This is a genomic window from Microbacterium sp. Root166, assembly GCF_001427145.1.
Lineage (GTDB): Bacteria > Actinomycetota > Actinomycetes > Actinomycetales > Microbacteriaceae > Microbacterium.
In genome coordinates this window covers 862729-889226 of record NZ_LMGL01000001.1, presented here as the reverse complement: position 1 = coordinate 889226, position 26498 = coordinate 862729, and the positions used below count along the sequence as shown (strand labels likewise).

Sequence of the window (26498 nt, the reverse complement as noted above, 5' to 3'; positions counted from 1 at the left end):
ATCACGACTCAAGTTTCACGTGAGCAGATTTCAGGAGACAGATGAACGCCACGCAGCAGCCGGGCCAGGAAGACGCGCGCAGCGCCCTCGAGCAGTTCGGCATCAACCTGACCGACCGTGCCCGGCAGGGCAAACTCGATCCCGTCATCGGGCGCGACAGCGAGATCCGGCGCGTGAGTCAGGTGCTCACCCGCCGCACCAAGAACAACCCGGTGCTGATCGGTGAACCCGGCGTCGGCAAGACCGCCGTCGTCGAGGGGCTCGCGCAGCGGATCGTCGCAGGCGACGTGGCCGAGTCGCTCAAGGACAAGGAGCTCGTCACCCTCGACATCTCCGCTCTCGTCGCGGGAGCGATGTACCGCGGGCAGTTCGAGGAGCGCCTCAAGAACGTCCTCAAGGAGATCACCGACTCCGACGGCCGCATCATCACGTTCATCGACGAGCTGCACGTGCTCATGGGCGCGGGCGGCGGCGAGGGGTCGGTCGCGGCATCCAACATGCTCAAGCCCATGCTCGCGCGCGGCGAGCTGCGCATGATCGGCGCCACCACGCTCAACGAGTACCGCGAGTTCATCGAGAAGGATGCCGCGCTCGAGCGCCGCTTCCAGCAGGTCTACGTCGGCGAGCCCTCGGTCGAAGACACGGTCGCGATCCTCCGCGGCCTCAAGGAACGGTACGAGGCCCACCACAAGGTGGCCATCGCGGATGCCGCGCTCGTCGCCGCGGCATCCCTCAGCCACCGCTACATCCCGAGCCGTCAGCTGCCCGACAAGGCGATCGACCTCATCGACGAGGCGGCCTCGCGGCTGCGTATGGAGATCGACTCGGCGCCGCTCGAGATCGACGAGCTGCGCCGGCACGTCGACCGGCTGAAGCTGGAGGAGCTCGCGCTCAAGAAGGAGAAGGACGACGCCTCGAAGGAGCGCCTGGCCGCACTGCGGCAGCAGCTCGGCAGCGAGCAGGAGCGCCTCAGCGAGCTGCAGGAGCGGTGGGAGCGCGAGCGTGCTTCGCTCAACCGCGTCGGCGACCTGAAGACTAAGCTCGACGCCGCCCGCATGGAGGCCGAGCGCGCGCAGCGCGAGGGCAACCTCGAGAAGGCGTCGCGTCTGCTCTACGCCGAGATCCCGGCCCTCGAGCGGCAGCTCGTCGATGCCGAGCGCGAAGAGCCGGCGGGGGAGCGCATGGTCAACGACCAGGTGACGGACGAGGACATCGCCGCCGTCATCGCGGCGTGGACCGGCATCCCGGTCGGGCGGCTGCTGCAGGGCGAGACCGAGAAGCTGCTGCACCTCGAAGCCGAGCTCGGCCGGCGGCTGATCGGGCAGAAGGACGCCGTGAAGGCCGTCTCCGACGCCGTGCGCCGCTCCCGCGCGGGGATCAGCGACCCCGGACGGCCGACCGGGTCGTTCCTCTTCCTCGGTCCCACCGGCGTCGGCAAGACCGAGCTCGCGAAGTCCCTCGCCGAGTTCCTCTTCGACGACGAGCACGCCATGGTGCGCATCGACATGTCGGAGTACGGCGAGAAGCACACCGTGTCGCGGCTGGTCGGCGCCCCTCCGGGGTACATCGGCTACGAGCAGGGCGGCCAGCTCACCGAAGCCGTGCGGCGGCGTCCGTACAGCGTCGTGCTGCTCGACGAGGTCGAGAAGGCGCACCCCGAGGTGTTCGACGTGCTGCTGCAGGTCATGGACGACGGGCGTCTCACCGACGGCCAGGGACGCACGGTCGACTTCAAGAACGTGATCCTGATCCTCACCTCGAACCTCGGCTCGCCGATCCTCATCGACCCGACGCTGTCGACCGAGCAGAAGCGCGAGCAGGTTCAGGGCCTGGTGCGCCAGGCCTTCAAGCCCGAGTTCGTGAACCGCCTCGACGACATCGTGATCTTCCAGGCGCTCACCGAGGACGACCTCGCCCAGATCGTCGAGCTCGCCGTCTACGCGCTGCAGCGCCGGCTCAAGGACCGCCGGCTCACGCTCGCCGTCACGCCGGATGCACGCGGCTGGCTGGCCGAGCGCGGCTACGACCCGCTGTTCGGCGCGCGGCCGCTGCGCCGGCTCATCCAGTCGCAGATCCAGGACCGCCTCGCCATGGCCATCCTCGGCGGCGGGGTGCACGACGGCGACGTAGTGCGGGTGGATGTCGCGGCCGACGGATCCGGGCTCACCCTGGTGAGCGAAGGGCAGTCGCCGGTCCCCGAATCGCCCGAGGACGACGACGTCGTCGAGGCGGTCCTCGAGGACTGACCCGGGTCCTGTATGAGCGCCCGCGCCGAGGCGTGAGAGCATCGGGCATGCGCATCGTCCGGGCTCTGTGGGGGTCCACGCACCCGGGGCCGACGCTCGTGGTCACCACCCTGGCGCTGGCGCTGGGCCTGTCGATCGGGCTCGAGCTGTGGCGGCTCGCGCTGCTGACGCTCTCGGTCCTCGCCGGCCAGGTGTCGATAGGCATCTCGAACGACGCCCTCGACGCCGCGCGCGATCGCGCGGTCGGCCGCACCGACAAGCCCATCGCCCGCGGCGACGTGAGCCTGCGCGCGGCGTGGGTCGCGGCATCCGCTTCGCTTCTTCTCGCGCTCGCCCTGTCGGCACCTCTGGGATGGCGGATGCTGGCCGCCCATGCGCTGCTGCTGGGCTCGGCGTGGTCGTACAACGCCGGGCTGAAGTCCACCGCCTTCTCGCTCGTGCCGTTCATCGTGAGCTTCGGCCTGTTCCCGTCCCTGGCGACCCTGTCCGCGCCGGACCCGGCGTTCGCCCCGGGCTGGGCGTGGATCGCGGGCGCCGCACTCGGATCGGCCGTGCATCTCACGAACGTGCTGCCCGACCTCGACGACGACGAGCGGACCGGCGTCCGTGGGTTCCCGCACCGGATCGGGCCGCGCGCCTCGGCCGTGCTCGCCGCAGGCGCCGTGCTCGCCGGAGCGGTCGCCGTGCTGCTCGGGCCGGCCGGCGACCTCGCCGCGGTGCCGCCGCTCGCCTGGGTCTTCTTCGCCGGCGTCGCGGTGCTGGCCGTCGTGACGGTGGTGCGGGCCCTCGTGCGGCCCCCGAGCCGTGCGCTGTTCCGGCTCGTGATGCTCGCCGCCCTGCTGCTCGCCGCCCAGCTGGTGGCGACCGGCACTGCTCTGACCGGCTGACCTTCCGGTTCCGCCCGGCCCGCTCAACCTGCCGAGAACGCACGAACGCACCGTCCGAGCGCGAATTTCGGTGCGTTCGTGCGGTCTCGGCGTGTGGGTTGGCGGGCCGGGATCGGGCACGGCGTGCGCGCCGAGTTGCCACTCGAGGTCGGTCTCGGCGCGCCGAAGCGACCCGGACTGGCAACTCGACGGGCTGGCGGGGTCAGGCTCAGGCGCTGCGGTCGAAGCCCATCGAGTACGCGCGGGCGAACACGCCGCCCATCGGCGGGGCGAGCATCGCGCGCACCGTCGCGCGGCGTACCGCGTCGCCGACTGGACCGAGAGGCCGCCCGAGCGCCGTGTTCGCCGCGGCCAGGCCTGCGGCCGTGCGCGCCGACGCGACCCGAACGCGTTCCCACCGGCGCAGCTCGGCGTCCGGCGCCGAGCTGGTGCGGACCCAGGTCGCCAGCAGCGGCGCGAGCGTGGCCGCGTCGAGCAGGCCGAGGTTCATGCCCTGGCCGCCGATCGGGCTGACCTCGTGCGCGGCGTCGCCGACCACGAGCACGCGGCCGTTGCGCAGCCGTGGTGCGACGACCCGGCGCACGCCGAACGAGGTCGCCGACGTGACGGCCGCGGCGGCGTGGCCCTCGCCGCGCGCCTCGAGCGCCGCCCGCAGCCGGGCCGTCCTCGCCTCGGGGCCCGGGTCCGCGCCGGGTCGGTCCCACGCGACGAAGCGCCGCACGCCGCCCGGAAGTGGGAAGGACTCGAGCACGCCGTGCGCGTCCAGGTGCACCACGGCGAGCTCGGCGTCCGCGCGGGCGCCGGTCGCGGCATCCGTCATGAGATACCGATCGCGGTACTGCCGCACCGGCACGGCGCCGGGACGGTAGGCGAGGTCGCGCCCGCTCCAGCCGGAGGCGATCACGACGATCGGCGCCGTGAGCTCGAGCCCGCCCTCCAGCCGGACGCGCCCGCCGTCTGTGCGCCGCACGACCGCGGTGACGGTCGTCGCACGGCGCGGGGTCGGGGCATCCGCTGCCAGCACCGCCTCGGTCGCGGCCTGCGGCAGGGTCGCCACGAACGGGAACCGGGCCGACAGCCGGTCGAACCGCACCACGCCGAGCAGCCGGCCCGCCGACCGCGCCTCGCCCCGCGGAACCCGGGTCGCGCCGGCGAGCAGCCGCTCCGTCACGCCCGACTCCTCGAGCGCGGCGAGCACGGGGGCGTGCACGCCGATCGCGCGCGTGCCGCCGCCGATCGCCGGGCGCTTCTCGAGGATCTCGACGTCCACTCCCCGGCGTGCGAGCTCGCCTGCGAGTAGCAGCCCGACAGGTCCGGCGCCGACGATCAGGACGTCAGGCACCGGATGCTCCGCGTGGGCCGTCGGCCCTGCCCTGCCCGACGGCGACCAGCCGGAACGGGACCGGGCGCTGCACCGACCACTCGCTGCCGCCGTGCCGGTCGAGCTCGAGTGCGAGCTCGGCCCGGGTGAAGCTTCGCCGGATCGAGCGGAGCCCGTCGGTGCGCAGGAAGGTTCCGGGGGCGAAGGGCGTGATCCCCACGGCGTAGAGCCCGTACGCCAGCCGGCGGCGCTCGATGTCGGCGTGCAGCACCAGGCCGCGCGAGAGCTGCCGGGACTCGCTGAGGAATCCGCCGAGCTGCGGGCCGAGGTGGTGCAGGACGTGGTTGGACAGCACGACGTCGAACGCCTCACCCGCCGCGACGAGGGTCGCGGCATCCGTGCACCGGAACCGGACGTTCGGCGGCGCCGCGCTCTCGGTCGCGACGGCGTGCGCGCGCGGGTCGGGATCCACGCCGACCCATTCCACCTCGAGGCCGTCGCGCGCGGCGAGCCCGGCGAGCCGCAGCACGAGGTCGCCGCCGCCCGACCCCAGGTCGAGCACACGCGCCGGACGTCCGAGCGACCGCAGGTGCGGTGCGAGCGTCGCACGGTAGACGGTGCCCCAGCCCGACACGAGTCGGTTGATCGTGCCGAACCGGCGCAGGGTCGCTTCGAGCCGCGCCGGGTCGCAGTGCGGGTCGTCCATGAGCTCTTCGAGCTCGAGGTCGCGGACCGCCAGGGTCATGCGCGTCCCGCGGCGGCGGTCACGGCACCGGCGGAGGCGTCGGCGCGCACCGGCACCCGCTTCGTCATGAGGGCCGACTCGACGGTGAGCCCAGGGCCGAAGGCGAGACCGGCGACCCGGGATCCGTCGCCGATCGAGTCGTCGAGCAGCAGGCGGCGGAGGATGAACAGGATCGTCGCGCTCGACATGTTGCCGTATTCGCGCAGCACCTCGCGGGAGGCGTCGATCGCACCGGGCTCGAGTTCGAGGCCGGCCTCGACCCGGTCGAGCACGCTTCGCCCGCCCGGGTGCACGGCCCAGGCGTCGGGCTGTCCATCGTCGCCGAGGAACCGGTCGACGGCCCCACGGATCTCGCGTCCGACGATGCGCGGCACCTCGGCCGAGAGGGTCATCTCGAAGCCGTGGTCGCCGATCGTCCACACCATGTCGCTCTCGCCCTCGGTCGTGAGAGCGGTGGTGAAGCGGTCGAGGTGAAGGCCGCCGGGCCTTCCGACCGAGGGGTCGGCGGTGATCACCGCGGCCGCCGCACCATCGGCGAAGACGGATGCCGCCACGATCTGCTGCGGGTCGGCGGAGGGGCGGATGTGCAGCGAGCAGAGCTCGACGCAGACCACCAGCACCACGGCCTCGGGCTGGGCCGCCGCGATGCGGGTGGCGAGGCGGATGCCCGGAAGCGCCGCAGCGCAGCCGATGAACCCCAGGTGGTAGCGCTCCGCGGTGGTCGGGATCCCGAGGTCGCGCACCAGCCGGTAGTCCGGACCCGGGGCGAAGAACCCGGTGCACGAGACGGTGATCACATGCGTGACGGATGCCGCGTCCACCGCCGCGTCCTCGAGCGCGACCCGAGCGGACTGCGCGCAGAGGCCCGGCGTCACCCGGGAGTAGATGTCGTTGCGCGTGCCGGTCGTCGGCCGGCGCAGCGTTCCGGAGGGATCGACGAACGGTCCGTCCCCCGCCAGGACCGGCTCACCCAGGTCGGCGAGCTCGGTGAGCACCGTGTGCCGCTGGTCGATCGCGGCGGCGTCGAAGGCCGCGCGGATGAGGCGCTGGGTGAGGCGGTCCACTCCGGGCTGGCCCGCGAAGAAGTCGCGGACCCGCTCCTGTGGGACGCGGGTCGGCGGAACCGCGGTGCCGATCGAGACGATGCGCGCGCTCATGCTGACACTCAACCATCCCCGGGATGCTCAGAGGGCAGACTTGCGCGAACCGGCGTCGTCATGCTCGCATTCGGTCAGTCCTCCGTCGTGCCAGCGTTCGCTCCGGCGTTCGTGTGCGCGTCGGGAAGCTCTCGCATCGTCCAGAAGGGTGCGAACACCACGAAGCACGCCGAGAAGAGCTGGCCGATGGCGCCGATCCACATCACCGGCACGACGCCCAGCCACGCGCCGAGGACGCCGGCGAGCAGCGCGGCGATCGGCATGACGCCCCACACCACGAAGCGCACCGAGGCGTTCATGCGCCCGAGCAGGCGGGCCGGTGTGATCCGCTGCCGGAAGGTCACCTGCGTGATGTTGTAGAGCAGCACCGTGAAGCTGCCGACGAAGAACTGCGCCACGAGGAGCGGGAAGGCGAACTCCGGCACGAGCGCGGCCACCGGCAGGAGCGAGGCGACGATGCTGAAGCCGATCGCGCTGATCGGGATGGCCCGTGCCTCGCCGATCCGCTTCACGATGTGAGGAGTCGCGATGGCACCGAGCAGGCCGCCGATGGACGCGAGCGAGAAGATCAGACCGAGCGCCGCGGGCGAGAACCCGAGTTCGCGCAGAAGGAACAGCGGGAGCAGCGTCGTCGAGACCGTGTTGAAGAAGTTCGAGGTGCCGGTCGTGGCGACGATCCGGCGCAGCAGCTTCTCGGTGAAGACGAAGTGGAGGCCCTCCCAGATCTCGCGCAGGATCGGGCCACGGTCTTCGGCCGGACGGACCGCTTCACGGTCGCGCGTGAACATCAGCGCGATCGCCGAGATCACGTAGGTGCCGGCCGTGGCGAGCACGGCGAGCGGCGCGGTGATCACGCCGATGAGCCAGCCGCCGAAGCCGGGTCCGGCGATGTTCGCGATCTCGTACGAGGACTGGAGCTTGCCATTCGCCTCGGCGATCTGATGCGGCCGTACGAGTGACGGCACGATGCTCTGGTACGAGACGTCGAAGAACACGGTGGCGATGCCGACGATCGCGGCGATCACGATTAGCTGCCACATCTGCAGCAGGCCGGCCACCCACAGCAGCGGGACGAGGGCGAGCGCGACGGCGCGGACGAGATCCGCGGCGATCATGACGTGACGCTTGCGCATGCGGTCGATCCAGGCGCCGGCCGGGAGTCCGACGAGCAGGAACGCGGCGACATTGGCGGCGTTGAGGACGCCGACCTGGAACTCGGTGGCGTTGAGGAGCAGGACGGCGAGGACGGGCACGGCCAGCTCGGTGATCTGCGCGCCGAACTGGCTCAGCGTCTGCCCACCCCACATGGTGAGGAAGTTGCGGTCGCGCCAGAGCGAGCCCTTGGTGTCCGTTGCCGACTGCTCGGCATCCGGCTGATCCGCGTCGGCACCGGCGTCTGCGCGGGCGGCGGTGGAGGTCCCGGCGGCCTCGGCGCGGGCTTCGGCGAGGACATCGTCGTCGACATCGGCGACGCCGTCCTGCTCTGGTGATTGAGACATGCCAATCAGTTTCGGTGACCGATTGAGAATTGTCAATCACTGGTCTAGCCTGGACCCGTGGTGGAGTACACAGAGGAGCGCATCGAGCTGCGGCCGGGCGATCCCGAAGCCGAGGCGCGCATGCGCGCACTGAGTTCGCCGCTGCGGCTGCGCGTGCTCCGCCTCTGCGCGTTCGAGGCCCGCACCAACAAGGAGCTCGCCGAGCTCCTCGGCGTGAACCCGGGCACGATGCTGCACCACGTCCGCACGCTCGTGCAGACGGGCTACCTGGCATCCGATCCCGAGCGCACCGGCGCACAGGGGGCGCGCGAGGTCCCGTACCGCGCGACAGGGCTGTCCTGGCGCACCTCGATGCCGGGCGGCAGCACCGTGCTCGTCGAGACGTTCCTACAGCAGATCGAGGGCCTCACCGACGAGGAGCTCGACACGACGTGGATGGGGCTGAAACTCGACGCGGCGCACAAGGCGGAGCTCGAGCAGCGGCTCTACGACCTGGTGCAGGAGTTCAAGCAGCGAGGCCCCGACGCCGACGGCGACACGTACTCGCTGTTCATCGCGCTCCACCCCGACCGCAACCCGCCCGCTCCCCGGTAACCCGCGACCGGGCCCAGGTCCCTGCGGGAGTGGCACGATTGACGCAGCGAGTCGAAGGAGACGCGATGACCGAGGCGTTCGTATACGACGCCGTGCGCACGCCTCGCGGCCGCGGCAAAGCGACGGGGTCGCTGCACGGCGTGCAGCCCCACGAGCTGGTGGTCGGGCTGGTGGCAGCGCTGCGCGAGCGGCACCCGCACCTCGATCCCGCCGGAATCGATGACCTCGTCCTCGGCTGCGTGACGCCGATCGGCGACCAGGGGTCCGACATCGCCAAGGTCGCGGCGCTCGCCGCAGGACTGCCCGACACCGTGCCCGGCGTGCAGCTCAACCGCTTCTGCGGCTCGGGACTCGAGGCCGTCAACCAGGCCGCCGCGCGGGTGCGCTCCGGCTGGGAGGACCTCTTCCTCGCCGGCGGCGTCGAGTCGATGAGCCGCGTGCCGATGGGCAGCGACGGCGGGCCGTGGTCGAAGGAGACCGCTGCCGCCGTGACCCCCGACGGGGTTCCCCAGGGCATCAGCGCCGACCTCATCGCGACGCTGGAGGGCTACTCCCGCGAGGACGTCGACGCCTTCGCCGCGGCATCCCACGAGCGAGCGGCCCGCGCGTGGGCCGAAGGCCGCTTCGACCGGTCCGTGATCCCCGTTCGCGCCGCCGACGGCTCGGTGCTGCTCGACCGGGACGAGACCATCCGCCCCGGCACGAGCGTCGAGACGCTGTCGGCGCTGAAGCCGGCGTTCGCCGAGATGGGGCGCTCGGGCTTCGACGAGATCGCGCTGCGCGCCTACCCCGAAGCGGGCGCGATCGACCACGTGCACCATGCCGGCAACTCGTCGGGCATCGTCGACGGCGCCGCGCTGGTGCTGGTCGGCAGCGAGGCGGCGGGGGAGCGCCACGGGCTTACGCCCCGCGCACGGATCCGTTCCGCTGCCGTCGTGAGCACCGAGCCGACGATCATGCTCACCGGTCCCGGACCCGCGTCGCGTCTGGCGCTCGAGCGGGCCGGGCTCGGCATCCACGACATCGATCTGGTCGAGATCAACGAGGCCTTCGCCTCCGTGGCGCTGCGCCTCATGCGCGACCTCGACGACTTCCCGCACGAGCGCGTCAACGTCAACGGCGGGGCGATCGCGATGGGCCACCCGCTCGGCGCGACTGGGGCGATGATCCTCGGCACCCTCATCGACGAGCTCGAGCGCAGCGGCGGCCGCTACGGCCTGGCCACCCTCTGCATCGGCGGCGGCATGGGCGTCGCGACCGTCGTCGAAAGGCTGTAAGACCCGGTCGCTGAGCGAGGGGGCGCAGCGAGCGAGACGAAACGTGCGTCACGCGTTTCGTCTCGCTGCGCTCGCTCAACGACCGGGGACGCTCAGCCGGCGAGCGCCTCCGAGAGCTTCACGCGGCCGCCCATGCGCAGCAGCGAGTTCTCGTAGATGCGGGCGCCCACGAGGATCGCCGCGACGCAGGTCGCGATGAGGATCGCGAGCGACAGCAGCGGCTCCCACCACTGCGCCTCGCCCAGGAACAGGCGCATCGGCATGCCCACTGGAGCCGAGAACGGCACGTACGACATGATCCCCAGCACGAGCGGGTTGTCGAAGAAGAAGATCACCAGGAAGTACGGCGCCATCACGAGCATCGTGAGCGGGGTCGTGGTCGAGCCGATGTCCTCCTGGCGCGAGACCATCGACGCCGCAGCCGCGAACAGCGACGCGAGCAGGATGAACCCGAACAGGAAGAACACCGCGAACCAGGCGATGGGACCGCCGAGGCCCTGCAGCAGGGCGGTCTGATCCGTCACCGTCAGCCCGACGATCGCGATCGCGGCGAGTATCAGGATCTGCGCCATGGCGAGGACGGTGTTGCCGATCACCTTGCCCGCCAGCAGCGAGCGCACCGGGATCGCCGAGATGAGCAGCTCGACGACGCGGGTCTGCTTCTCTTCGACCACGCTCTGCGCGATCGTGCCGCCGAACATCGAGGCGGCGAACAGGAACACCACGCCGAACCCGATGGCGGCGACGTAGCCCATCGCGGCGTTGCCCTCTTCGGGGTTCAGCAGCTCGACCGGCGGCGTCACGGCGAGCTGCAGCATGAGCTGCGTCGGCACGTCCGACTCGGCGATCACCGCCACGCCGACGGGCGAGCCGGCGTCCGCCACGATGGCGGCGTCGACCTCGCCATCCGAGACGAGCGCCTCGGCCTCGGCGCGGTCCGCCACTTCGGTGACGTCGAGTCCCTGGGCGTTCGCGACGAACTGCGTGGCGTCCGTGGTGACGGCGACGGGGGTGCCGGTGGCGTTGGCGGCCGAGAAGCCGCCCCACAGCACCAGTGCCAGGGCGCCGACGAAAAGGATCGCCGTCGAGATGACGAACGCCTTGCTGCGCAGCTTCGAGCCGATCTCGCGCTCTGCGACGAGCCAGATCCCCTGGGCGGTGCCGAGGGCGGGAGCGTTGTTACGGGTCGAGACGGTCACTGGATGACCTCCTTGAAGATCTGGGCGAGGGTGGGATGCTGCGGGGCGAAGCTGGCGACGTCGCCCTGGTCGACGGCCCGGCGCAGGACGCGCTGCGCGGTGTCGTCGGTGTCGGCGTCGAAGACGGCGTAGCCGCCGTCGAAGTCGAGGACCTCCACACCGGGCTCGGAGCGCAGCCACCCGGCGTCGCCGGTCGAGACGAGCTCGAACCGCCGCGTGGAGTGCTTGGCGCGCAGCGCGTCGCGCGCACCGGCCGCCCGGATCGTCCCGCCCGCGATGATGACGAGGTCGTCGCACAGCCGCTCGACCACGTCGAGCTGGTGCGAGGAGAAGAGCACGGCCGCCCCGGCCGCGGCGCGGGCCTGCAGCACGCCGGCGACGACGTCGACGGCGAGCGGGTCGAGGCCCGAGAAGGGCTCGTCGAGGATCAGCACCTCGGGATCGTGCACCAGAGCGGCGGCGATCTGCGCGCGCTGCTGGTTGCCGAGGGAGAGCGTCTCGACGTTGTCGTTCAGTCGCTCGCCGAGTCCAAGCTGCTCGAGCAGCGCGGTGGCGCGGGCCGCGGCATCCGTCTTCGAGAAGCCGTGCAGCCGCGCGAGATACACGATGTGCTCGAGCACCTTCATCTTCGGGTAGAGCCCGCGCTCCTCGGGCATGTAGCCGAAACGGCGTCGGTCGGATGCCGTGACCTCGGCGCCGTCGAGGGTGACCGTGCCGGCGTCCTTGCCCAGCACGCCGAGCACGATCCGCATCGTCGTGGTCTTGCCGGCGCCGTTGCCGCCGACGAATCCGGTGAGGCGGCCCGGCACGACGTCGAACGCGACATCGTCGAGCACCCGTCGCCCTCCGTAGCTCTTGGTGATCCCGGTCAGCTGCAGCATCGTGCTCCTCCTGTGTCCACGTCCCCCGTGTGCTTCCACGCTAGGGATGACCGGGCGCCCGCGCCTCCCCCGCAGGGCGGAATCCTTTCCATCCTCGGTCGCATTCGTATGCACGGGAATAGATATCGGCTGCCGGTGCGTTCACGTGAATGGAACGTCCACGGTGGTCCCCACTGGGGACCTTTCTGTTTTCAAGGAGCAACTCACATGTCGGATCGCACCATCGGCTACATCGTCGGCAGCATCTCGTCGACGTCGATCAACCGCCGCCTCGCGAAGGCGCTCGAGCGTCTCGCGCCCGAGGGCACCACCCTGGTCGAGATCCCGATCAAGGACCTCCCCTTCTACAGCCCGGACTTCGACGCCGATTATCCCCAGGTGGCCCGGGACTTCAAGCAGGCCATCGACGACGTCGACGGCGTGATCATCGTCACGCCCGAGTACAGCCGGTCCATCCCCGGCGTGCTGAAGAACGCCCTGGACTGGGCCGCGCGACCGTGGGGTCAGGGCTCGTTCAACGGCAAGCCCACCGCAGTGATCGGAACCTCTGCCGGCGGCATCGCGACCGCCGCCGCCCAGCAGCACCTCAAGGCGATCCTCAGCCACTACAACGCTCCGACGCTGGGTCAGCCCGAGGGCTACGTGCAGACCACGCCGGGTCTGTTCACCGACTCCGGCGAGGTCACCAACGACCAGACCGCCGAGTTCCTCGTCGGGTACCTCGAGGCCTTCGGCGCGCTCGTCGACCGCTACGCGCAGGTCCCCGTCGCGGCCTGAGTCGGGGGCGTTTCGTCTCGCTTCGCTCGCTCAACGACCGGTGAACCTTCGCTCGCTCAACGACCGGCACATTTTCGGTCGTTGAGCGAGGGAGCGCAGCGACCGAGACGAAACGCGCCTACGCGATGCCGTGGCGGTGGGCGTAGACGACCGCGGCGACGCGGTCGCGGGCGCCGAGCTTCTGCAGCAGGTTCGACACGTGCGTCTTCACCGTGGCCTCGCCGATGTAGAGGCGCTCGGCGATCTCGGCATTGCTCATCGCCTGCGCCACCAGCTGGAGCACCTCGTTCTCGCGTTCGGTGAGCTCGGGCATCCCGTCGGGAGTCGCCGTCCGGGCGGCTCCCGACGCCGGCTCGGCGTCGGTGAACCTCGCGATCACGCGCCGGGTGACCTCGGGCGCGAGCAGGGCATCGCCGGCGGCCGCGACCCTCACCGCGCTGATGAGTTCCTCGGGGCCGGCGTTCTTGAGCAGGAACCCGCTCGCGCCCGCCGACAGGGACGTGAAGAGATAGTCGTCGCGGTCGAAGGTCGTCACGATCACGACGGCTGACAGCACGGCCGGGTCGGCGACGATCCGCCGGGTCGCCTCGAGCCCGTCCATGTCGGGCATCTGCACGTCCATGCACACCACGTCGGGGTGCAGAGCGGATGCCGCGGCCACCGCCTCCACGCCCGTGGCGGCCTCGCCGACGACCTCGATGTCGTCCGCGGACTCGAGGATCATGCGGAACCCCGCGCGCATGACCGCGTGGTCGTCCGCGAGGAGCACGCGGATCGGCATCCCGCTCACGCGCCGACCCGCTCGGCCAGCGGGACGCTCAGTCGTACGAGGAATCCGCCGCGCGCACGCGGGGCCGCCTCGAGCGTTCCGCCCGACGCAGCGGCGCGCTCGCGCATCCCGACCAGGCCGAGGCCCGGTCGCAGCGCGGGGGCGACCCGCCCGGAGTTGACGACCTCGAGCTCGACCGCGTCGGCGTCGTAGCGCAGGCGGACGTCGGCCGCGGCATCCGGTCCGCCGTGGCGGCGTGCGTTCGTGAGCGCCTCCTGCGCGACGCGGTACAGGTTCACCTGGACGAGGTCCGGCACCGGCGTCTCCTCGCCGACGACGGTCAGGGTCGTGGGCAGGCCGTTCTCGGTCGCGTGGGCGGCGAGCTCGGCGAGGCCGGCGAGGCTGACGGTCGAGGCGTTCGGCGGATCGCCGTCGGGGGTGCGCAGGGTCTCGAGGAGGTGCCGGAGGTCCTCGAGAGCGGAGCGAGCGGATGTCTCGATCCCGGCGAGCGCGCCGCGCGCGGCCTCGGGATCGCGGTCCATCACCGCCCGCGCGGCACCTGCCTGTACGCCCATCGCCGAGACGTGATGGGCGACGACGTCGTGCAGCTCGCGCGCGATGCGGACGCGATCCAGCGCGACGGCCTGCGCCGCGGTGACCTCGCGCTCGTTCTCGAGCTCGCGCGTGCGCTCTTCGAGCGCGCCCCGCTCGAGCGCCGCCGCGTAGGCGCGGTCGCCCATGTAGTACGCCCCGCCGAAGAACGCGGCGTTGATCAGGAACTGGATGAGCATGAAGGCCACGAAGGGGGAGAAGAGGCCCTCGCGGGACAGGCCGTCGTCGGTCGGGGCGGTGGCCGATTGGAATGTCGTGACCAGGAGCCACACGAACATCCCGACGATGATCCCGATGCGGACGTACATCGCCCGGCGGCGGCTGTCGACCCAGGCGCCGACCGTATAGATGGCGATGAACAGCGCGATGTTGCCGACGTAGACCTCGGGGATGCGGAAGGTGACGCCGGCGAAGAAGACGAGCGCGACCGCCACAGCGACGAGTTCCGGAAGGCGACGCCGCACGGCCAGGGGAGCAGTGAGCCCGAACGAGTAGAGCAGGACCCACCGCATGTCCTGCGAGGTGTCGTCGCCGTAGAAGCCGGCGACCGACCCGAGCGCGGCACTCAGCACCGCCCCGAGGAGGAGCGCCAGCGCGAGCCAGACATCGTTTCGCAGCTGGCTCGGCGACGGGCGCTCGCGTCGCCGGGCAGAGGTCGTGTCGGACATCCCTCCACGCTACGGGGGAGGGCGGGGCGCGGCATCCCCCGTGAGGCGGACCCTGCCCGCCCTGGGCGCTCAGCACAAGGGGGTGGCCGGATCGCGGCCACCGGCATGGGATGGATGACGACGACAGGAGCAGCCATGACCACGACCCAAGATCCGTACACCGTCGCCCTCATCGTCGGCAGCGTCTCACAGCCGTCGCTCAACCGCCGACTCGCCAACGCGCTCACCGGCCTCGCCCACGACGCCGGACTGCGGCTGAACGACGTCGAGATCGGCGACCTGCCGTTCTTCGGAGCCGAGATGCAGTCGCCGCAGGACTACCCGCAGGTGGGCCGGGCGTTCAAGCGCGCGATCGACGAGGCCGACGGCCTCCTCTTCGTGACGCCGGAGTACAACCGCTCCATCCCGGGCGTGCTCAAGAACGCCATCGACTGGGCGTCGCGGCCCGACGGCGAGAGCTCGTTCCCGGGGCGCCCGACCGCGGTGACCGGCACCAGCGAGGGCGACATCTCGACCGCCGTCGCGCAGAACCACCTGAAGGCGATCCTGATCTCGCAGGGGGCGCTGGTCCTCGGCGACCCTGAGGCCTACCTCCACTACGAGGACGGACTCATCGCCGACGACGGGACGGTGACGAACGCCTCGACTCGAGAGTTCCTCACCGAGTTCCTGCAGGCTTTCCGCGACCTCATCGCGCTGACGACCTAGATCCTGCTTGCTATTGACAAGCGAGGTTGTTTTTTGCAAGTATCACTCCCATGACCCACATCTTCGTCAACATCCCCACGGCAGACCTCGAGAAGTCGAAGGCGTTCTACACGGCGCTCGGCTGCGACATCAACCCGCTCTTCACGGACGAGAACGCCGCGTGCGTCGTCTGGGGCGACAACATCCAGTTCATGGTGCTCACCAAGGAGTACTTCGCCACGTTCACCGACAAGCCGATCGTCGACCCGCGCACGCACGCCCAGGTGCTCATCGCGATCAGCCGCGACTCCCGCGAGGCCGTCGACACGATCGTCGAGGCCGGCGTCGCCAACGGCGGCACCGAGCCCGGCGAGGCCAAGGACTACGGCTTCATGTACAGCCGCGACCTCGAGGACCCGGACGGCAACGGCATCGAGTTCGTCTTCATGGAGCCGCAGGCGGCCGAGCAGGGGCCGGACGTCTACCTGGCGGAGCAGGCCAAGGCCTAGATGGCCTCGCGCAGCTACGGGCAGTACTGCGGCGTCACGACCGCCGTCGAGCTGATCGGCGAACGGTGGGCGATGCTCATCGTCCGCGATCTGCTCGTCGGGCCGCGCCGCTACACCGACCTCAAGCAGGGACTGCCCAGGATCCCCACGAACATCCTCTCCACGCGGCTCAAGGAGCTGCAGGAGGGCGGTGTCGTCCGCCGCGTGCCGCTGCTGAACTGCGGTCTCGTGTACGAGCTCACGCCGTACGGCCGCCGGCTCGAGCCGATCGTGCTGGCGCTCGGACGGTGGGGCTTCGCGCAGATGGGCGATCCCGGGCCCGACGACATCGTGACCCCCGACTCGCTGACCATGGCGCTGCGAACGGCATTCCGAGCGGATGCCGCGGCCTCGCTGCCGCCCGCGGACTACGAGGTGCACGTCGGGGATGTCGCGCTGCGAGTGCAGGTCGAGGGCGTGGAGCTGCGGATCGCTCAGCTCGCGCCGCCCGCGCCCCCCGTCGGCGGGAAGATCCCGGTGGGGGAGCCCGACGTCGTCATCGCGGCGGGTCCCGGCATCCGTCGGGTGATCTCCGGTGAACTGACCCCTGCAGAAGCCATCGACCAGGACGTGCTCGCCGTCGTCTCGGGTGACGCGATGCTGCTCGAGCGCTTCGCAGCGACCTTCCACATCGACCCCGCGGGCGATTCGGCGCTCGCCGCCTGAAAGGAATACCATGCCCGGCCTCATCCAGATCGATCTGTTCACGACCCTCGACCTCGTCGCGCAGGCGCCGGGTGGGCCGGAGGAGGACCCGAGCGGTGGGTTCCCCTTCGGCGGCTGGCAGGCGCCGCTCATGGACGATCTCGTCGGCGAGACCGTCGGCGCCGGGATCGCCGACCTCGATGCGCTGGTGCTCGGCCGCCGCACGTACGACATCTTCGCCTCGTACTGGCCGCATCACACCGGTCCCGATAACGCCATCGCCGAGGTGTTCAACCGCGTGCCGAAGTACGTCGCCTCGCGCGGCACGCTGAACCTCGAGTGGGCGGGCACGACGCAGCTCGGCCCCGACCTGCGCACGGAGATGGACGCGCTGCGCGCCCGGCACGAGAACATCCACATCATCGGCAGCGTCGATCTCGCGCAGACCCTGCTCGCCGAGCAGCTCTATGACGAGCTCGTGCTGTGGGTCTACCCCATCGTGCTCGGCCAGGGGAAGAAGGTGTTCCCCGACGGGGCCGCACCGGCGAACCTGGAGCTGCTCGCACCGCCCGTGGTGTCGCAGAAGGGCGCGATCCTGCTGCGCTACGGCCCGCTGCCCGGCGTTCCGGCGACCGGAGACATGGGAGCCGAAGACCGCGGCGTCTGAAGCGCCTTAGGTTGTTAGGCCAACTAGCGAATTCCGTCGTGCCCGGTTAGGTTCGAAGAGCGCTCCGCATCTGCAGACGATGATCTCGCCCGGAGCGCTGACCCTGGGGAGGGACATGTCGCTTCGTCGACGCTTGATCCGTGCACGCTCGGCCGCGGTGCTTTCCGTGGGCGCCATGGTGCTGGCGGCGGGTGTCGTCGTCATCGGCGCGCCGACCGCGGCGATCGCGAACGAGTGCACGCCCGCGGGTGCCAATCCGATGGGGGCGTCCGTTCCTCTCGGGTCCGAGGCGGCGTACACGATCTACACGACCGGCGACGCGATCCTCTCCAACCCCGAGATCGAGGGGACGCTGGCGATCGGGGGGACGGCGACCTTCGGGGACCCTCGCGGCAACGCGAACCTGCAGTACCCCATCTACCACGGCGGCATCGGCGGGAACGCCGACTACGACCTTCCGCAGATCGATGGGGTCGACAATCGCGTCCTGCTGAACCGGTTCGCAAGCGACCCGGCGACGCCCAAGATCGTCCAGGTGCAGGTCCAGGACGGCCTGCCCGTCGGCGGCGCCAAGATCATCGATCAGACGACCCCCGCGGGCTACGTGTTCGGCCCGTCCTTCGACAGCGCAGGCACGACGTACTACCCGAGTACCGGTGGCAACCAGAGCCCACAGCTCGATTCCCGGGCGCAGCTCTGGAACGGCGGCGCCGGTGAGGCGACCTTCGACACCGCGCTGACGGATTTCGGGGCGTACTTCCCCGAAGACACCGGTGCCGCGCTCCTCTCCGAGACCGACTACGTCGCGCCGAACGTCGTGCCCGGCGGCACGCCGAACGTCGCGCTCAATGCATCCGGTCCGAACCAGATCGCCCTCGTCGACCTGTGGGCCGGGCTGGGAGACGCGAACGTCTTCACGATGTCCAGCTTCTCCGCGCAGGCACCTCTGATCGTCAAGGTCTCGCCGGCCGACGTCGTGGGCGGCGTGCTCACTCTGCCCTCCTATGCGAATGCCGGGAAGGACGCGCCCGGCAACGAAGGCATCAGCTACCTCCTGTTCGATCTGAGCGACATCACCGGAGACGTCACCATCGTCGCGCCTGATCGCCCCGTGCGCGGGTCGATCTACGCGCCCGACGCCCACGTGATCTTCCCGCCGTCCGCTGAGGGCGGGAAGGAGTTCGAGGGCCAGCTCATCGCTTCCTCGTTCAGTGCGCTCCAGAACGGCGAGGAGATCCACACGAACCTCTTCCTCGGTCTGCTCCCCTGCTCACTGGTGGAGCCGGGCGGGTTCACGCTGCAGAAGGCGCTGGTGGGCGTGACGCCGGCGGACTTCCCCGACGGAACGGTCTTCGAGGTGACGGCGTCGTGGTCGGTCGAGGATGTGCCGACGAGCCAGGTGTTCGAGCTTCCCGTCGACGGCAGCATGGTCGCGGGCCCGACGGATCTGCCGGTCGGCACGGTGGTGACCTTCACTGAGGCGACCGCGCCGGATGCCGCGGGCTTCGATTTCGTCGGCGTCGCGTTCTCGCCGACGTCGGTGACGATCGGAGCCGACACGGTCACGGCCGTCACAGCGACGAACACCTACGCGCCGGAGCCCGTCGAGACGGGCGGGTTCTCGCTGCAGAAGGCACTCAGCGGGGTGACAGCGGCGGACTTCCCCGACGGCACGGTGTTCGAGGTGACGGCGTCGTGGTCGGTGGGTGGTGTGCCGGCGAGCCAGGTGTTCCAGCTTCCCGCCACCGGCGGCGTGGTCAACGGTCCGACGGATCTGCCGGTCGGCACGGTCGTGACCTTCAGTGAGGTGACGGCACCCGAAGCCGAGGGCTTCGACTTCGTCGGCGTCGCGTTCTCGCCGAGCTCGGTGACGATCGGCGCCGACACGGTCACGGCGGTCACGGCGACGAACACCTACGCTCCGGAGGATTCCGGTGGCGGTGGTGGCGGTGGCGCCGGTGGCGGAAGCGACTCGGGCCTCCCCGCGACCGGAGTGGACGTCGCGGGTACGACGTTCATCGGGGCGATCCTTCTGCTCGTCGGCGGGCTCGCATTCGCCGCGGCTAAGCGTCGTCGTCTGAGCTGACGTCGGACGCGGTTCGGGGCCTCGGGTCGTCACAACACGCCGGGCCGACGGGCGCGTCGCGCACGCGCGGCGCCCCGGACGCGGCGACTAGAAGATCATCGGGCGGTCGTCGTCGTCCGGCCCTGTGAGGTCGAGGTCGACCACGACCGGCACGTGGTCGCTGGGCAATTCGCCTTTGCGCTCGTTGCGGTGGATCACGGCGCCGGTGACGGCATTCGCGACCGCAGGTGAGCCGAGGATGAAGTCGATGCGCATCCCCTCGTTGCGGGGGAAGCGGAGCTGCTTGTAGTCCCAGTACGTGAAGCCGGTCGGCACCAACGGGCGCACGACGTCGAGCAGGCCGGCTCGCTCGAGTGCGGCGAACGCCTCGCGCTCGGGCGGCGAGACGTGGGTCGAGAAGCCCTGGACGATCTGAGGCACGCCGTTGTCGGCATCCGTCGGTGCGATGTTGAAGTCGCCGACCAGTGCGAGCGCCAGGTCGGGGTCGGCGATCAGCGACTCGCGCGTGTACTGCTCGAGCGCTGCCAGCCAGTCGAGCTTGTAGAAGTAATGCGGGTCGCCGAGCGCGCGGCCGTTGGGCACGTACAGGCTCCAGACCTCGACACCGCCCACGGTGGCGCCGATCGCGCGTGCCTCCTGCGGGGCATCCAGGGACTCGACGCCCTTCTCGAAGCCGGGCATTCCGGGGAAGGCCGTGCGGACGTTCTCGACCGGCTCGCGGCTCGCGATCGCAACGCCGTTCCACTGCGAGAAGCCGTGGGCCTCGACGTGGAACCCCGCCTCTTCGAACCGTTCGAACGGGAACTGCTCGACCTTGCACTTGATCTCCTGCATGGCGAGCACGTCGATGTGCTCGCGCACCGCGAAGTCGACGATCCGGTCGACGCGGGCGCGGATCGAGTTGACGTTCCAGGTGGCCAGACGCATGGGATCAAGCCTAGGCGCGGCGTGCGACGTGGACGCGCGCCCGCGGTTGTCCACAGCGCGGGATCACGCCCGTCCTGCCCCCGCCCGGCATGAGAAAGTGAATCATGCTCCGACCGGCCGCGCCTCGATGACGACCGATCAGCAGGCGCCGGACGAGTTCGCCGACCTCACGGAGCTGATGCGCGACGAGATGCCCGAGCCGGACGCCGGAGCCCAGGCCGAGGTCCGGGCGGCCCGTCGTCGTCGCCGCAGGCGCGCTCTGCTCATCACCGTCGCGATCATCGCCGTGCTGCTGCTGGCTGCGGGTGGCTACACCGGCTGGGCATTGAACGCTCCGCTGGCTGCGCCCGTCGAGACCTCGCAGACTCCGGGTGTGACGCCCGCGCCCGCCGCCGTCCTCGCTGTCCCGTCGGCGGCCGCGTCGGCGATCAGCGTGAGCGGTGGCGACGAGTATCTCGGCCCTGGCGCGAGCGGGATCTGGTCGACGACGGGCACGGACGAGCCCCGCCCGCTCGCCAGTCTGACGAAGCTGATCACCGCGATGGTGATCCTCGACGCCAAGCCGCTCGCGCACGCGACGGACCCCGGCCCCACCCTCACCTTCAGCGAGGCCGACAACGACCTCTACGACAAGTACTACGTGATGGGGGCCACCATCGCGGCCATGCCCACGGGCAGCACGATGACGCAGCGCCAGGCGCTGGCGACGATGCTCGTCCCGTCGGCCAGCAACTACGCCGAGGCCGTTTCGACGTGGGCGTTCGGCTCGCAGGGGCGATTCCTCGAAGCGGCGCGAGCTTGGCTCGCTGCCCGTGGACTCACCGGCACGACCATCGTCGAACCGACCGGGATGAGCGCCCGCAACACGAGCACGCTGACGGACCTGATCGCGATCGGCAAGCTGGCGTCGGCGGACCCGGTCATCTCCCTGATCGCGGCCACCCCGTCGCTGTCGTTCGACGGGTACGACCGGATGTTCAACACCAACGCGCTGCTCGGCACCGGCGGCATCACCGGCCTCAAAACCGGCAACCTCGGCCCCGGCACGCACAATCTGCTGTACTCGGCGCTCGTGGACGTCGAGGTCGAGCCGGGCATCGCCGAGCGTCTCAGCGTGATCGGCGTGGTGCTCGGCGGGGCATCCCGCGAGTCGGTCAACGCCGACGTGCTCGCCCAGCTCGACAGCATCCGCGCCGGCTTCCATGACGTCCCGCTCGCCGCACGCGGCCAGCAGGTGGGCTCGTTCACCACCGCCTGGGGTGGCACCGCCGACCTGGTGCTGGCCCGCGACGCGTCGATCTTCACGTGGTCCGACACCGCGATCACGGTCGAGATGGACACCACGGCTCCCGAGAGCTACGCGGACGGTGAAGTGGCGGGCAGCATCACCTGGACCGCCGGCCCGCACACCGAGACGGTCGACATCGTCGTGAAGGGCGACATCGAGCCCCCCACCGACTGGTGGCGGCTCACCCACCCCGCGGAGCTCGGCGGGTAGGTCCGGTTTCGGCGACGACGCAGGCTCGGTCACGACCGAGCCGCATCAATAGACTCGAACCCATGACCGCCGCCTCCACGCCCGAGCTCGAGTCCGACCGCCAGAACCTGATCGCGCTGATCAAGGCCGAGGCGGTGTTCCACGGCGACTTCACGCTCTCGAGTGGCAAGAAGGCGACGTACTACGTCGACATGCGCAAGCTCACTCTCGACCATCGGGCAGCGCCCGCGATCGGCCGCATCATGCTCGACCTCGTCCGCGGCGTCGACGGCATCGTCGCGGTCGGCGGTCTCACGCTCGGCGCGGACCCCATCGCGAACGCCGTCATGCACGAGTCGGCGCGCACGCCTGAGCCGCTGGACGCCTTCGTCGTCCGCAAGGAGCCGAAGGACCACGGTCGCGGTCGTCAGGTGGAGGGAGCGGATGTCGCGGGCAAGCGCGTCGTCGTCCTCGAGGACACTTCGACCACGGGCCAGTCCGCGCTCAAGGCCGTCGAGGCGCTGCGCCGCGAGGGTGCCGAGCCCATCGCCGTCGCGGTGATCGTCGACCGCAAGACCGGCGCCCAGGCCGCGGTCGAGGCCGAGGGCCTGCAGTGGCTCGCGGCGATCGACCTCGACGACCTCGGGCTCGCCCCGCAGTAGCCCGCGCTTCGCGAGCGCGCCAGTTTCCTGCGAGCGCGCCGTCGCGCGACGCAGCGCTCGCCGGAAAGTGCCGCACTCGGCGGCAGGAGGCTCAGCCCTGGTCGTCGTCGCGGTCGCGATTGCGGCTGCGCACGAGCTGCCAGATGAACACGGTCAGCGTGCCCAGCACGATGAGCGTGGACACCGCGAAGAGCAGGTTCCGCTCGAGCTCCGAGATGATCATGGGCGCTTCCCCTCCGCGGCATCCGCGACGACCTTCGCGATGCGCGCCGCACGCGTCTCGGGACGCCGCGCCGAGTCGACCGCGGCGATGCCGATCTTGCGGGCCGACGGCGGAAACGCGTCCCAGGCAGTCCGGGCCGCAGGCTCTGCGTCCAGGGCGGCCACGAGATCGTCGGGCTCGATCATCGCCTCGGCGTTGTCGAGCACGGTCCACGATCCGTTCGCCTTGGCCAGCTCGACCGCTCGGGTGCCGGCCTCGGTCATGAGACCCGCGGCCTCGAGTTCGATGAGCCGCGCCTTGTTCGTGGCGGCCCAGCCGCTGGACGGCCGGCGCGGCGCGAACCACAGGCCCCCGCGCTCGGCGTCGAACGTGCGCACCGGACCGTCGATCCAGCCGAAGCACAGGGCGTGGCGGATCGCGTCCTCATAGCCGACGAGTGTCAGCCCCGAGTCCTTGCGCGGACGCACGAGCCAGGCGCCCTTCGAGGTGCGGTGGTTCGCCTCCAGCCAGGCGCGCCAGGTCGCGGCATCCGGTGCTTCCACCTTCTCGCCGTCGTCGAGGGCTCCCATCAGAGGATGTCCGCCTCTTCGCTCTCGATGGGTTCGGTGACCAGGAGATCGGCGACCGAGTTGAGGATCTCGTCGGGCCGGAACGGGTATCGCTGGATCTCGGCGGGATCGCTGATGCCGGTGAGCACGAGGATCGTATGCAGGCCGGCCTCGATGCCGGCGACGACGTCGGTGTCCATGCGGTCGCCGATCATGCCGGTGTTCTCGGAGTGGGCGCCGATGCGGTTGAGCGCCGATCGGAACATCATCGGGTTCGGCTTGCCGACGACGTACGGCTCCATGCCGGTGGCCTTCGTGATGAGCGCGGTGATCGCGCCCGTCGCGGGAAGGACGCCATCGATCGACGGACCCGTGGCGTCGGGGTTGGTCGCGATGAACCGCGCGCCCGCGCCGATGAAGCGAATGGCCTTGGTGATCGCCTCGAACGAGTAGTTGCGGGTCTCGCCGACGACGACGTAGTCGGGGTCGGTCTCGGTCATGATGAAGCCGGCCTCGTGCAGCGCCGTCGTGAGACCGGCCTCGCCGATCACGAACGCGGTGCCGCCGGGCATCTGCGACCGCAGGAAGTCCGCCGTCGCGAGGGCCGACGTCCAGATCGACTCCTCGGGCACGATGAGCCCCGACGCGCGAAGCCTCGCGCTCAGGTCGCGCGGCGTGAAGATCGAGTTGTTCGTCAGGACGAGGAACGGCGTCCCGGTGTCGCGCCACTGCTCCAGCAGCGCGGACGCTCCGGGGATGGGCGTGTTCTCGTGCACGAGCACGCCGTCCATGTCGGTCAGCCAGCACTCGATCTCTGCCCGGGTACGCATGCGCCCAGCCTAGGGGCGTCACGTGAACAGTTGAGTCGTGCGTCGGACACGACTGCGGGGAGCCGTCACCGACTCCCCGCAGGCGTTCAACGCTCGTTCGTCAGAGTCCGAACCCCGGGTCGGGGACCCAGACGCCGACGTCCATGTGGATTCCGTAGTACTTGGCGACCGGAATGGGGCCGGACGTGCACGGATCCGTCATGCAGGTCGTCTTGTACGCGAACAATCCGGGCGACGGGTTGCCGCTCGGCGCACTCGAGTACGTCTGGATCTTCATGTTGGACGCGACCTCCGCGAACTCCCAGTCGCCCATCAGGTCGACCGTCACCGTCACCTTGCCACCGACGGTCGGGCTCACTGTCGCTGTGCCGGCGAGCATGTTCTGCCCGGCGTAGACGTTGTACGTCTTCACCACGGGAGCCGTGTTCGGGTACTGGACGTACGTTGCCCAGTTGCCGCCCTTCTTGATGTTGTACGGTAGCGTTCCCGGTCCGGCGTTGGCCGCCCATGCGGTCTCGCCGTCGAACACGAGGCACTGCACGTGCACCGTGACCGACTCGGTGACCTCGTCCAGCACGACGGCCGGCTCGTATGGATCCGAGCCTTCACTCGTCAGTGTCGCGGTGTTGTCGTAGACGTGGTCGCCGCAGGTCTCGTAGTCCGACCACGTGAAGGTGTCGGAGTAATCGATGCTGCCGCCGTCGGGTGCGGTGAACGAGGCGTCCTGCGTTCCGCCCACGTCGCTCACATCCGTCACGGTCACGGTCCGGTCGGACTCCTCGACAGGGTCTCCCCATGCGATGGGCTCAGCGCCCGAACTGTAGGAACCGCCGCTGACCGTCGTGGCTACGGCGGTGTTCGAGCCCGACACCGGGCCGGCCGTCGCCATCGAGTAGTCGCACGAGAACGAGTCTCCGGCCGCGAGGATCACGAGAGCGTCGCCACTGAGGTCGACCTCACCGCAGTCGAGCGCGATCTCGTGCGGAGCATCCGTCGTCATCGTGTCGACGAGGTCGGTGACCGCCGCCGCCGCACTGCCTGTGTTCTCGACCGTCACGATTCCACTCACCGTGTGACCCGAGTCGGTCGCTCCGTCATACCCGACCATCACGGTCCAGTCGACGTCGGCCGATCCCGACCCCGCGCCGCCGGGGGCGTACAGCCACACCTCGGCGGGGTCCGCGCTCTTGCTCAGGGACCAGTCGTGGTCCCTGACATACGAGGTCTCGACGGTCTTCGTGACCGTGAGCTCCTCGTACGGGTCGTACGGGTCGTCGCCCCAGCAGAACGTGAGGTGACTGATTCCGTTCTTGTGGTCGTGGTCCGCGACAAGGTCTCCGCCGCCGGCGGATCCGCCCGGATAGGCGATGTGCACCGATCCCGCTTTCACAAGGACGGCCTCGATCGACGGCGCGGCTGTCCAGGCGAAGGTGTGACTGTCGGTGATGGTGACGCTGAGGATGATGGGCTTGCCGTCCGGCTCCCAGGGCCCGATCCCATCGTATTCGTAGGAACCGGGAGCCCCGGTGTCGAGCTTGACGCCGGTGTCGAAGCCGGCCGATTGACACTCGGTCTCTGCGCTTCCGGTGCGGATGTCGGCGGATGCGGCCGGCGCTGCCAGCAACCCCGCCGCGACGAGCGCTGACCCCAGCGCGATCGCCACTGTTCTTCTGGACATGTTCCCCTCCATGGTGATGGATCCCCCTTGATGGAGGCCCTCGTCATCGAGTGAGACCTGTCGTCGCGGTCGGACGCGGCACGCGTTCGATTCCCCCGTCCGTCCGTGCCGAAAGTACGGATGCCCACGACATCCGTGACGCGCCCGGACCCATCCGAGCGGTCAGATCCTCCCCAGAGGACTCCCCACCGCGGATCCTCCACCCGGGATGGAGCCATGTCAAGAGGGGATGGGAAACGCCCTCACGCGCTGAGCCAGACGGCGTCGGCCGCGGCGGACGGAAGAGCGATGTCCGACCCGCCGACGCGCAGCCCCGGCCCCTCGAGCACGGTCGCCTCCGCGCCGACTTCGACCCCGGCCGCCTCCACCGCGCGCAGCAGCGCCGGGTCGCGGTCGCTCACCCGCAGGACGCGTCCGGTGTGACCAGCGGCGGCGGCGGCGAGCAGCACGAACGGCTCGCGCTGCACCTGGCCGGCGGCATCCGGAATCGCGTCTCCGTGCGGATCGAACCGCGGCCGGCCCAGCCGCTCGTCGATGCCCTCGAGCAGGCGGTCGCTGATCGAGTGCTCGAGGATCTCGGCCTCGTCGTGCACCTCGTCCCACGCGTAGCCGAACTCGCCGACCAGCCAGGTCTCGATGAGGCGGTGGCGGCGGATGATCGCGGCGGCGCGGAGCGCTCCGGCATCCGTCAGCGTGATGGGTCCGTACGGACGGTGCGTGACGAGGCCCTGAGCGGCGAGCTTGCGGACCATCTCGGTGACGCTCGACGGCGCGAGCCCCAGTTCGCCGGCCAGCTGCGACGGCGTGATCGGCTCGGTCTGCCACTCGGTGTGGTGGTAGATCGTCTTGAGGTAGTCGTCGATCGCGGGAGAGGCCACCTCGTCAGGC

The 26498-nt window shown here is 70.4% G+C and carries 26 protein-coding genes; 12 read left to right on the top strand and 14 right to left on the bottom strand.

What is annotated here, in order from left to right:
* The first annotated feature begins 41 nt into the window (after nt 1-41).
* Together ASD56_RS03965 and ASD56_RS03960 are read left to right on the top strand one after the other, a co-directional pair.
* The gene (locus ASD56_RS03965; RefSeq protein WP_082541235.1) at nt 42-2246 is read left to right on the top strand and encodes an ATP-dependent Clp protease ATP-binding subunit; all 2205 of its coding nucleotides are present in this window, start codon (nt 42-44) and stop codon (nt 2244-2246) included.
* 47 nt (nt 2247-2293) lie between these two features.
* Complete coding sequence (locus ASD56_RS03960; RefSeq protein WP_055961459.1) at nt 2294-3133, top strand: UbiA family prenyltransferase; 840 nt, start codon at nt 2294-2296, stop codon at nt 3131-3133.
* 208 nt (nt 3134-3341) lie between these two features.
* Here ASD56_RS03960 and ASD56_RS03955 read toward each other — a convergent pair whose 3' ends face one another.
* The 4 genes from ASD56_RS03955 to ASD56_RS03940 form a co-directional block, all read right to left on the bottom strand.
* Complete coding sequence (locus ASD56_RS03955; protein WP_055961456.1) at nt 3342-4475, bottom strand: FAD-dependent oxidoreductase; 1134 nt, start codon at nt 4473-4475, stop codon at nt 3342-3344.
* Nucleotides 4468-5199 (bottom strand): methyltransferase domain-containing protein, encoded by a 732-nt coding sequence (locus ASD56_RS03950; RefSeq protein ID WP_055961453.1) that lies wholly within the window; start codon nt 5197-5199, stop codon nt 4468-4470. Before ASD56_RS03950 ends, ASD56_RS03955 begins: the two co-directional genes overlap by 8 nt.
* The gene (locus ASD56_RS03945) at nt 5196-6356 is read right to left on the bottom strand and encodes a type III polyketide synthase (RefSeq protein WP_055961450.1); all 1161 of its coding nucleotides are present in this window, start codon (nt 6354-6356) and stop codon (nt 5196-5198) included. The genes ASD56_RS03950 and ASD56_RS03945 overlap by 4 nt, the downstream gene beginning before the upstream one ends.
* A 74-nt stretch (nt 6357-6430) precedes the next feature.
* The gene (locus ASD56_RS03940) at nt 6431-7855 is read right to left on the bottom strand and encodes an MFS transporter (protein WP_055961447.1); all 1425 of its coding nucleotides are present in this window, start codon (nt 7853-7855) and stop codon (nt 6431-6433) included.
* 57 nt (nt 7856-7912) lie between these two features.
* On the opposite strand from ASD56_RS03940, the gene ASD56_RS03935 reads away from it, so the two are divergent.
* A complete protein-coding gene (locus ASD56_RS03935; RefSeq protein WP_082541234.1) occupies nt 7913-8449 on the top strand; it encodes a winged helix-turn-helix domain-containing protein in 537 nt (178 codons plus the stop codon).
* A gap of 65 nt (nt 8450-8514) precedes the next feature.
* Nucleotides 8515-9726, top strand: a complete 1212-nt coding sequence (locus ASD56_RS03930) for an acetyl-CoA C-acetyltransferase (protein ID WP_055961444.1) — start codon at nt 8515-8517, stop codon at nt 9724-9726.
* 92 nt (nt 9727-9818) lie between these two features.
* Here ASD56_RS03930 and ASD56_RS03925 read toward each other — a convergent pair whose 3' ends face one another.
* Complete coding sequence (locus ASD56_RS03925) at nt 9819-10925, bottom strand: ABC transporter permease (protein ID WP_055961440.1); 1107 nt, start codon at nt 10923-10925, stop codon at nt 9819-9821.
* Nucleotides 10922-11806: an ABC transporter ATP-binding protein gene (locus ASD56_RS03920; protein WP_055961436.1), complete on the bottom strand. Its 885-nt coding sequence runs from the start codon at nt 11804-11806 to the stop codon at nt 10922-10924. The genes ASD56_RS03925 and ASD56_RS03920 overlap by 4 nt, the downstream gene beginning before the upstream one ends.
* A 207-nt stretch (nt 11807-12013) precedes the next feature.
* Between ASD56_RS03920 and ASD56_RS03915 the strand changes: the two genes are divergently transcribed.
* Nucleotides 12014-12583 (top strand): NADPH-dependent FMN reductase, encoded by a 570-nt coding sequence (locus tag ASD56_RS03915; RefSeq protein WP_055961433.1) that lies wholly within the window; start codon nt 12014-12016, stop codon nt 12581-12583.
* Between the two features lie 118 nt (nt 12584-12701).
* Here the strand turns inward: ASD56_RS03915 and ASD56_RS03910 are convergent, their stop codons facing one another.
* Nucleotides 12702-13364 carry a response regulator gene (locus tag ASD56_RS03910; RefSeq protein ID WP_055961430.1) on the bottom strand — a complete coding sequence of 221 codons (663 nt, stop codon included), beginning with the start codon at nt 13362-13364 and terminating at the stop codon, nt 12702-12704.
* Between the two features lie 5 nt (nt 13365-13369).
* Nucleotides 13370-14632, bottom strand: a complete 1263-nt coding sequence (locus ASD56_RS03905; RefSeq protein ID WP_055961426.1) for a sensor histidine kinase — start codon at nt 14630-14632, stop codon at nt 13370-13372.
* Between the two features lie 135 nt (nt 14633-14767).
* On the opposite strand from ASD56_RS03905, the gene ASD56_RS03900 reads away from it, so the two are divergent.
* The 5 genes from ASD56_RS03900 (at nt 14768) to ASD56_RS03880 (ending at nt 19265) form a co-directional block, all read left to right on the top strand.
* A complete protein-coding gene (locus ASD56_RS03900; RefSeq protein ID WP_055961422.1) occupies nt 14768-15340 on the top strand; it encodes an NADPH-dependent FMN reductase in 573 nt (190 codons plus the stop codon).
* A gap of 50 nt (nt 15341-15390) precedes the next feature.
* Complete coding sequence (locus ASD56_RS03895; RefSeq protein ID WP_055961419.1) at nt 15391-15828, top strand: VOC family protein; 438 nt, start codon at nt 15391-15393, stop codon at nt 15826-15828.
* A complete protein-coding gene (locus ASD56_RS03890; protein ID WP_055961416.1) occupies nt 15829-16533 on the top strand; it encodes a winged helix-turn-helix transcriptional regulator in 705 nt (234 codons plus the stop codon). It begins immediately after the preceding gene.
* A gap of 10 nt (nt 16534-16543) precedes the next feature.
* Nucleotides 16544-17179, top strand: a complete 636-nt coding sequence (locus ASD56_RS03885) for a dihydrofolate reductase family protein (RefSeq protein ID WP_055961414.1) — start codon at nt 16544-16546, stop codon at nt 17177-17179.
* 115 nt (nt 17180-17294) lie between these two features.
* A complete protein-coding gene (locus ASD56_RS03880; RefSeq protein WP_055961411.1) occupies nt 17295-19265 on the top strand; it encodes a DUF5979 domain-containing protein in 1971 nt (656 codons plus the stop codon).
* 87 nt (nt 19266-19352) lie between these two features.
* Here ASD56_RS03880 and ASD56_RS03875 read toward each other — a convergent pair whose 3' ends face one another.
* On the bottom strand, nt 19353-20192 hold the full coding sequence (locus tag ASD56_RS03875) for an exodeoxyribonuclease III (protein WP_055961408.1): 840 nt from the start codon (nt 20190-20192) through the stop codon (nt 19353-19355).
* A gap of 97 nt (nt 20193-20289) precedes the next feature.
* On the opposite strand from ASD56_RS03875, the gene ASD56_RS03870 reads away from it, so the two are divergent.
* Together ASD56_RS03870 and pyrE are read left to right on the top strand one after the other, a co-directional pair.
* A complete protein-coding gene (locus ASD56_RS03870) occupies nt 20290-21690 on the top strand; it encodes a D-alanyl-D-alanine carboxypeptidase family protein (RefSeq protein WP_235565507.1) in 1401 nt (466 codons plus the stop codon).
* 62 nt (nt 21691-21752) lie between these two features.
* The gene (gene pyrE, locus ASD56_RS03865; protein WP_055961402.1) at nt 21753-22331 is read left to right on the top strand and encodes an orotate phosphoribosyltransferase; all 579 of its coding nucleotides are present in this window, start codon (nt 21753-21755) and stop codon (nt 22329-22331) included.
* Between the two features lie 91 nt (nt 22332-22422).
* Here the strand turns inward: pyrE and ASD56_RS16545 are convergent, their stop codons facing one another.
* The 5 genes from ASD56_RS16545 to ASD56_RS03845 form a co-directional block, all read right to left on the bottom strand.
* Entirely contained in the window at nt 22423-22554 is a 132-nt protein-coding gene (locus tag ASD56_RS16545) for a hypothetical protein (RefSeq protein ID WP_268777892.1), read from the bottom strand.
* A complete protein-coding gene (locus ASD56_RS03860; protein WP_055961399.1) occupies nt 22551-23123 on the bottom strand; it encodes a YdeI/OmpD-associated family protein in 573 nt (190 codons plus the stop codon). Before ASD56_RS03860 ends, ASD56_RS16545 begins: the two co-directional genes overlap by 4 nt.
* Complete coding sequence (locus ASD56_RS03855; protein WP_055961396.1) at nt 23123-23932, bottom strand: HAD-IIA family hydrolase; 810 nt, start codon at nt 23930-23932, stop codon at nt 23123-23125. The genes ASD56_RS03860 and ASD56_RS03855 overlap by 1 nt, the downstream gene beginning before the upstream one ends.
* Nucleotides 23933-24032: 100 nt before the next feature.
* Nucleotides 24033-25610, bottom strand: coding sequence for a hypothetical protein (locus tag ASD56_RS03850; protein ID WP_157535755.1), 1578 nt, complete (start codon nt 25608-25610; stop codon nt 24033-24035).
* A 242-nt stretch (nt 25611-25852) separates the two neighbouring features.
* Nucleotides 25853-26488 (bottom strand): metal-dependent transcriptional regulator, encoded by a 636-nt coding sequence (locus ASD56_RS03845; RefSeq protein WP_055961392.1) that lies wholly within the window; start codon nt 26486-26488, stop codon nt 25853-25855.
* Nucleotides 26489-26498 lie beyond the last annotated feature (10 nt).